This is a genomic window from Novosphingobium resinovorum (genome assembly GCF_036352595.1).
Taxonomy (GTDB): Bacteria; Pseudomonadota; Alphaproteobacteria; order Sphingomonadales; family Sphingomonadaceae; genus Novosphingobium; species Novosphingobium resinovorum_B.
This window is the reverse complement of sequence record NZ_JAZFAX010000079.1, coordinates 1-6,590: the sequence shown is the minus strand read 5'-3', so window position 1 is coordinate 6,590 and position 6,590 is coordinate 1. Positions and strand designations below refer to the sequence as shown.

At 60.9% G+C, this 6,590-nt stretch carries 7 protein-coding genes and 1 pseudogene; 3 read left to right on the top strand and 5 right to left on the bottom strand.

Annotation, left to right across the window (positions count from 1 at the left end; translation table 11 throughout):
- Window positions 1-397: hypothetical protein (locus V2S85_RS26645; protein WP_330705808.1), on the top strand; the 397-nt coding region annotated here is incomplete at its 5' end.
- On the opposite strand, the gene V2S85_RS26640 is transcribed toward V2S85_RS26645, so the two are convergent.
- The 3 genes and pseudogenes from V2S85_RS26640 to V2S85_RS26635 all read right to left on the bottom strand — a co-directional run bounded on the left by V2S85_RS26640 (window position 349) and on the right by V2S85_RS26635 (window position 3,329).
- Window positions 349-522 (bottom strand): transposase, encoded by a 174-nt coding sequence (locus tag V2S85_RS26640; RefSeq protein WP_330705807.1) that lies wholly within the window; start codon window positions 520-522, stop codon window positions 349-351. The genes V2S85_RS26645 and V2S85_RS26640 overlap by 49 nt on opposite strands.
- A gap of 151 nt (window positions 523-673) precedes the next feature.
- Window positions 674-832: pseudogene (locus V2S85_RS27355) on the bottom strand (transposase); the annotation flags it as partial.
- A 340-nt stretch (window positions 833-1,172) separates the two neighbouring features.
- Window positions 1,173-3,329, bottom strand: a complete 2,157-nt coding sequence (locus V2S85_RS26635) for a prolyl oligopeptidase family serine peptidase (protein ID WP_330705806.1) — start codon at window positions 3,327-3,329, stop codon at window positions 1,173-1,175.
- A gap of 36 nt (window positions 3,330-3,365) precedes the next feature.
- Here V2S85_RS26635 and V2S85_RS26630 point away from each other — a divergent pair, with 36 nt between their 5' ends.
- Window positions 3,366-3,557, top strand: coding sequence for a hypothetical protein (locus tag V2S85_RS26630; RefSeq protein WP_330705805.1), 192 nt, complete (start codon window positions 3,366-3,368; stop codon window positions 3,555-3,557).
- 360 nt (window positions 3,558-3,917) lie between these two features.
- On the opposite strand, the gene V2S85_RS26625 is transcribed toward V2S85_RS26630, so the two are convergent.
- Window positions 3,918-5,273 (bottom strand): DUF418 domain-containing protein, encoded by a 1,356-nt coding sequence (locus tag V2S85_RS26625; RefSeq protein ID WP_330705804.1) that lies wholly within the window; start codon window positions 5,271-5,273, stop codon window positions 3,918-3,920.
- Window positions 5,274-5,413: 140 nt separating this feature from the next.
- Here V2S85_RS26625 and V2S85_RS26620 point away from each other — a divergent pair, with 140 nt between their 5' ends.
- Window positions 5,414-6,319 (top strand): hypothetical protein, encoded by a 906-nt coding sequence (locus tag V2S85_RS26620; protein ID WP_330705803.1) that lies wholly within the window; start codon window positions 5,414-5,416, stop codon window positions 6,317-6,319.
- A gap of 44 nt (window positions 6,320-6,363) precedes the next feature.
- Here V2S85_RS26620 and V2S85_RS26615 read toward each other — a convergent pair.
- Window positions 6,364-6,590 (bottom strand): hypothetical protein (locus V2S85_RS26615; protein WP_330705802.1); only part of this gene is annotated, 227 nt, incomplete at its 5' end.

The window sequence follows — 6,590 nt, the reverse complement described above, 5'->3', positions numbered from 1 at the left end:
AGCATGCCCGCCATCCGACAGGCCATCATTGACCGAATATCAAGACCTCCGCCAGACCAATGCCCTCATTGCGGTGGGAGCCTATCAGTCACGCATTTCAAACTTCTGCCAAAGTAGTGCTAAGGCGTATCGACATTTACCGCAGTCAAATCATGGCGGCGGCGAGATGGACGAAGCCCGTGAAACGGATGGTACGGCGCTCGTACCGGGTCGCGAAGCGGCGGAAGTGTTTGAGGCGTCCGAAGCATCGTTCAATCTGATTGCGATGCTCGTAGATGGCAGTGTCGTGCGGGATGAATATCTTGCGATTGCGCTTGGAACAGATCACCGCCGTGGCATTCATCGCGGCTATGTGCTCTCGCCGGCTATGTGCTCTCGTAAGTCGTTGCCGTCATAGGCTTTGTCGGCCAGCACGGCGCGTGCCTGCAAGCCTTCGAGCAGGTCGGACGCAACTTTGATGTCGCTGGCCTGGCCGGGTGTGATGCCAAACCGCACCGGGCGACCGAAGGTGTCGGCGAGCATGTGGATCTTGGTCGTCCACCTCGGGAACGCCCCAACGCCTGGTCGCCCCCCTTTTTACGACTGCCGCCTGCTGGTGGGCGCAAACGATGGTGCTGTCGATCATGAGATAGGTGTTGTCGCGGTTGGCGGCGAGCGTGCCGAACACCCGCTCCCACACGCCGGCATGGCACCAGCGGCTGAAGCGTCGGTGGACCGTCTTCCAGCGGCCGTAGCGCTCGGGCAGGTCGCACCAATGCGCGCCTGAGCGGCGGTCGTCTGAAGAAGGCAGTTGAGAGCCATTTGATGCCCGCCCTCTACCCTTATAGGCCATTCCCATCATATTTGCGGGGGCTATCGCAATCGCTGGATGGTCCGTGGCCGCACCGACCGGAATCCCGGCCTACGTGCGCTCAGAGTATTGGTCCACGAGTTGCGCTGCGTGCGAACGATCAGCACGGTGAAGTGGACCAACTCTTCTTACATCGACAATGCGCTCGTCATAGCCCGCCCCCCGAATGCGGCCAGTCTTGGGCATTCGGAAAGGAGAAGGCTGACTGACGGCACCTAAGTGCGGAAAATCGGTGACTGAACGGCCATTCCGGGTCGTTCTCATCGGGGATGTTATCAGTTTTGGGAGCCGCGGACGTGTTGGCGCGCTTCTGCTCGTGGCCTCAGACCGGCTGGAACGCTTTGACCCCTGCGCGCCACAGCACGAAGGAATGAATGTCCGCTGTCAGCGCGTCGCGCTGGGTGCGTGTCGATCCCACGCCATGTCCGGCATCGAAATCGACGCGCAGCAACACCGGGTTACGGCTGGATGTTGCGGCCTGCAGACGGGCGGCGAACTTGGCGACGTGCCAAGGGGCTACACGGGGGTCGGTGGCGCCCGTTACGCATAGCACCGCCGGATACGAGGTGCCGGGCTTTATCGCCTGATAGGCGTCCATGTCGTACATGATCTTGAAGCTGGCGGCGTCCACCATCGGGCCCCACTCGTCGATGTCCGAAACATTCTGTTCCACGACATAGCGGATCGGGTTGGTCCACCCCACGTCCGAAATCGCCGCCGCAAACAGCTCCGGTCGTTCGGTCAGCGCGCGGCCCACCGTGACGCCACCAGCCGACGTGCCGCTGATTGCCAGATGTTTTGGGCTGGTGACCTTGTCGACGATCAGCGTTTCGCACACCGCGATCAGATCCCGCCAGGTGTTGGCTTTGGTCGCCTTTTGTCCCGCCTTGTGCCAGTCCCGCCCATATTCGCCGCCGCCGCGCACATTGGCATTGCAATAGACACCGCCCGCATCGAGAAAAGGCAGCAGGCTGGCCCCGAAGCGCGGCGTTGCCGAATATTGATAGGCGCCATAGCCGGTCGCCAGCACCGGATTGGCTCCGCTTGGCTTCATCCCCTTGCGATAGATGAGCGTGTAAGGAATCTTCACCCCATCCTTTGCGGTCGCGAAAGCGCGCTTTGCTTCATAGGGGCTGGTGTCGATGGGCGGCCGGGGCGTTATACCGGTATCGGCGACCTTGCCCGCTGCGTCGATGCGCCAGATGCCGCTGGGTTCCAGCCAGCCCGCCAAACGAAGATATGCGCCGTCCAGCGCCGAACTGGTGAACACGCCGTCGATCGCCCCATCAAAGGGCATGGCGATGGGCGTCACCTTCTCCCCCGATAGACGCGACAGGCTCTGAATACCGCCGTCCATGAAAGACAGGAATAGCCCGTCGCGCGCCACATGGACGTCCTCCAGCACCGCCTGGCCCTCCGGCACCACTTCACGTGCGGTGGTGAGTTCGGGTGCCTTGGCGGAGGTGCGGAGCAGGCGGCCACGGGCATTGCCCTTGTTCGACAGCAAATAAAGGTCGTCTTTGTCGATCGCCTGAGCCACGATCAGGTCATCAAAGCCGCAGACCGGATTCACCACCCCCTTGCCGCTGACGAAATCAGCGAGGTCCGCGGTCCATAGTGCTTTTTCGGTGCGACTATCGACCACACCGATCAGAACGGAAGATGAGCCTTCTGTTGTGGCAATGAAGGCGGCCTGCGTCTCCTCCATCGGGATTTGTGGCCACTGACCGCGCTTCACCATCAGCTTGTCGGTCTTCGGATCTGTGCCCAGAACGTGGAGCCGGTTTTCGCTATTGAGGTAGAATTGCGGTGTGCCGCGCTCATTGACGAAAGCGATGTAGAAAAAGCCGCTGCCATCGGGCAGCCAGCCAGTGACGCCCCAGTCGGTCTTTTCTATCCTTTCGGGCAGGATGGTGCCAGTCGCTACCTCCATGATGTGCAGCACCGAGGCTTCGGAGCCGGCCGGGGACAGGCCATAGGCCAGGTGTTTGCCGTCGAACGAAGGCTCCCACCAGTCTAGGGAGACATGGGCGTCGCCGATCTTCATGATGGTGGGGTCGATCAGAGCGCGGACGGTACCGTCGGGTCCACGCAGGAACAGCTTGAAATTGTCCGCACCCACGGGCCGCTGCTCATAGAAGAGCCAGTCGCCCGCTGGCACGACCTTCGAGGTAGTGGCGGCATCGCCGGACAGGGCCGAGATGCGCTCGCCCAGCGCCTTGCGCCCGGGAATGGCATCGATCGTCGCGCGGGTAAAATCATTCTGCGTTCGCAGGAAAGGCAACCAGTCGCGGTCTTTGGAGTTCTCCATCCAGCGATAATTGTCGGTGACCTTGGCACCCCAATAATCGTCGATTGCCGGCTCGATGCGCGCGACCATGGGCTTGTTTGCGACCGGTATCGCCATCAACCGGCCGCTGGTCGAAATGGCCAGGGTCGCTCCACCGGCCATCAGAAAGGTTCGGCGATCGGTCTGCATGAATATCATCCTATTCCAATGTGTACAGATTGGCAGTTGATCGATGTGCAAGCAAGAGGGGAGATATCAACTCGTGAAATCAGGGTAATGACTGAAAATTTGCACCAATGGAAAGTAGAACTTCTGAAATTAAAGGCCGAAATTCCTTCAGTTATTTGGCCAAATGATGCGACAGTCACCCTTGGAGGTTTGCGCATCGATGTCCGCTTCGGCATTCCGGCGAACTGAAACCTTCCGGTCTCGAAGCGGTCATGAGCAGATTGACAAACCGTAGTTGTAAGCCACCTGGAAGCAAGGCGCACCATAACTGTCATTCAGCCATCCCATTGTCGCTTCCGTAATTTGCCATCAAGGAACCGGTGACATACCCACTAGGCTTCACGGCAGCGGTGGTGCTCTCGCTTGTCGAGTTACGGGCGATCAGCCTTGCCCTTTTCGCCGCGCTACATATCGCCTGACCTGGCAGGCATGCGCGGCAAAGGGGCTGTTGCGAAGCGGTCTACTTACGGCCGTAATGGCAACAGAGGCGCATCAGGGGAGTGTGGGAACCATGTCCGCAAGTGCCCAGCCTGTCAGGGCAGGTTGGCTCTAGGCGACATGAAGCGGTTGGGTTCCTCCCCCCATCCGTTCGCGCCCGTGGGCCAGCCGCGCACCATAGGCCAGGCGGCGCAGCACATATTCGGCCGGGCCCATGGCGCTGAATGAAAGCCACCACACGGCAAAGGCGCCAGTCACCAGCCAGATCGCCATGGCGATGCCCATCATGCCAGCAAAACCGAAATGGCCGACTTGCCCGAACCCATAAAACAGCATCGAGGTCAAGATCGACTGGAGCGAATAGATAGTGAGCGCCATGCGCCCCATCGCACGCACAGGCCATGCCCGGCCCAGCACGCCACGTTGATAGAGCCCAACGATAAGCCCCAGATGCCCGAACATCACCGCCAAGCGTGCGACTTCATAACAGCCGCCCTTGAGCGCGCTGGCTAGGGGGATAACCAGCTCCGGGGCAATATCGAATCCCATGCGTGCCGAGTAAGCCAGTCCCACCGCGCGTAAGCCCAGCCCCAGCGAATAGCCGATCACCATCAGCCGCCAGTACAGTCCCGGTCGCGCCTCGCCGCTTAGGATGCCGGTGCGCAACAAGGCCATGCCCAGCAACATGAAGCCCAGGCTTTCGGCTACGGTCTGCCACCCTTCCGCCGAAAGATTGAGTTCAGCCCACATGTTCCGCGACCAGAGCAGCACTCCCCGCAGGCTGGTGCGCTTGGCGACTTCGGCCTTGGCCGCTGCCGCATCGGGATGGATCTGAGCACGCATCGTCGCGACTTGCTTGATCGCTTCGCTCTGCTCTTCGCTCAGGGCATGTCCGGCGGCCTTGGCTTCCTGTGCGACAAGGCTGGTGCGCTGGAGATCGGCCTGCTCATAGCGTGTGACGGCCACGACCAGAGACAGGCCTGTCAGAAACACCCCGGCCCAGACCAGCAACGCGCGCGGCCGCAAAGTGCGAAAACCCAGCAGCAGCAGGCCGCACAGGCCATAGTTCCACAAGATCTCACCGGGCCACAGGAACAACGCCCACTGCACCACGCCCAGCAGCATCAGCGCCAGGCAGCGCCGCGCCCAGACATCGAAGCGCCCGGCCTCGGGCTCCTCGCCGTCGGAACCTGCACCATTGGCGCTACGCAGCATCAGGAGCATCGCAGCGCCAAACAGCACCGTAAACAGCCCACGCATCGTCCCTTCGAAGAACAGCGACTGGAGAACCATGGCAATCCAGTCGGCATTCCAGTGCATGGGCCTGGGCAACCCTTGCGAAAAACCGATGCCCCCCATGACGGGAATATTCATCAGAAGGATGCCGCAGATGGCAAAACCCCGCAAAAGATCGAGCGTGTCTATTCGCCGCCCTGCCTGGGTCGGCGCTATTTCATGGACATTCATGATTATTCCCCCACGAGGTGCGTTCTCGAGCGCCTCGTGCCCAATATTGCTAATCGTCTTTACCACGGGGCGAAATGGAGATTATTGCGTGCATCTGCTCTGCCGCAATTGGCGCGCCGGTCTTGAAAAGAAAGCCATGCATGACCCATCAGCCTGCTTTCGACCTTAGTCATGATGCCGAATTCGGCGTGGCTTATCGCACCGCCGAGGCGATCCTGGCCCATCCTAACTTTGCTCAGGCGCGCAGGCTCTATCTGGAAAGTCTCCTGGCGCTATACGGCGAGGATGCCTTTCTCAACAAGCTGCTGCTCGAAGGGGCGCGGCAGGTGGTATTCGGGGCACTGATCTGCCTGCTGGCCGCGTACGATACGGCCGACCGCACGACCTGGCCCACGCTTGCCAACCTCAAGCGCGTGCTCAAGCCCTTTGGCCAGTCGAGCGACCGCAAGATCGAGCAGCTTGTCGCCCGGCTCGGCTCGGTGGGATTCGTTGAGCAGAACGCGCTGCCCGGCGACGCGCGTGTGCGCCTGCTAACCCCTTCACCCGCCATGCTCGCCCACGACGAAGCCTGGCTGCTGGCTCATTATCGACCGCTCGCCCTGCTTTATCCGCAAGACGACCATAGCCGTCCGCTTGCCCGTGACCGTGCCTTTCAGCTGGCGCAGCGGCGCATTGCCTTTGCCTTCATCCCGCGTTCGGCCACAGTGCTGCTGGGCAATCCCGCCATCCTGCTGTTCGCCACACGCGACGCGGGATTTTTGGTACTGGCCCAGCTTGTGCTCGATAGCGAAGACGGGCGGCCAACCTCGTTCGAGGGCCTTTCGCGTCGCTTTGCCATCTCTCGCACGCATGTGCGCCAGATGCTGCGCGATGCCCAAGCGATGGGCCTTTTGATGCTATCCGGGCGTGGCGGGCAAGCGATCACGCTTATGCCCGCCATGTGGGCGGCGCTCGACAAGTTCGTGGCCGAAGGCATGTCCGGCCACGATCTTACAGGGGCGGCGGCCCGTGTCGCTCTGGAGACATCGCCCACACCCGAAGGCTGATCTGGCCCGACCGCGCAACGATGGCACCTTACGCCGGGCCAGGTTCAGTTGGCACTCGACGGATCGGCGACGCACGCGGGCACTTCGGCATCATCTGTAAAGCGCCAAGGTGAGAGATAGGACAGCTGGAAATTGCGCTTTATTGGTAAGCGGTAAAAATCCTCCACGTTGCGGTTGAACCGCCGCGGCAGGTTTGGCGATGTAATTTTGGTAATCAAGCAGCGGTGACGATGTTGCTTATTTCGAACATGGTTTGCCCGGCGTTTATATT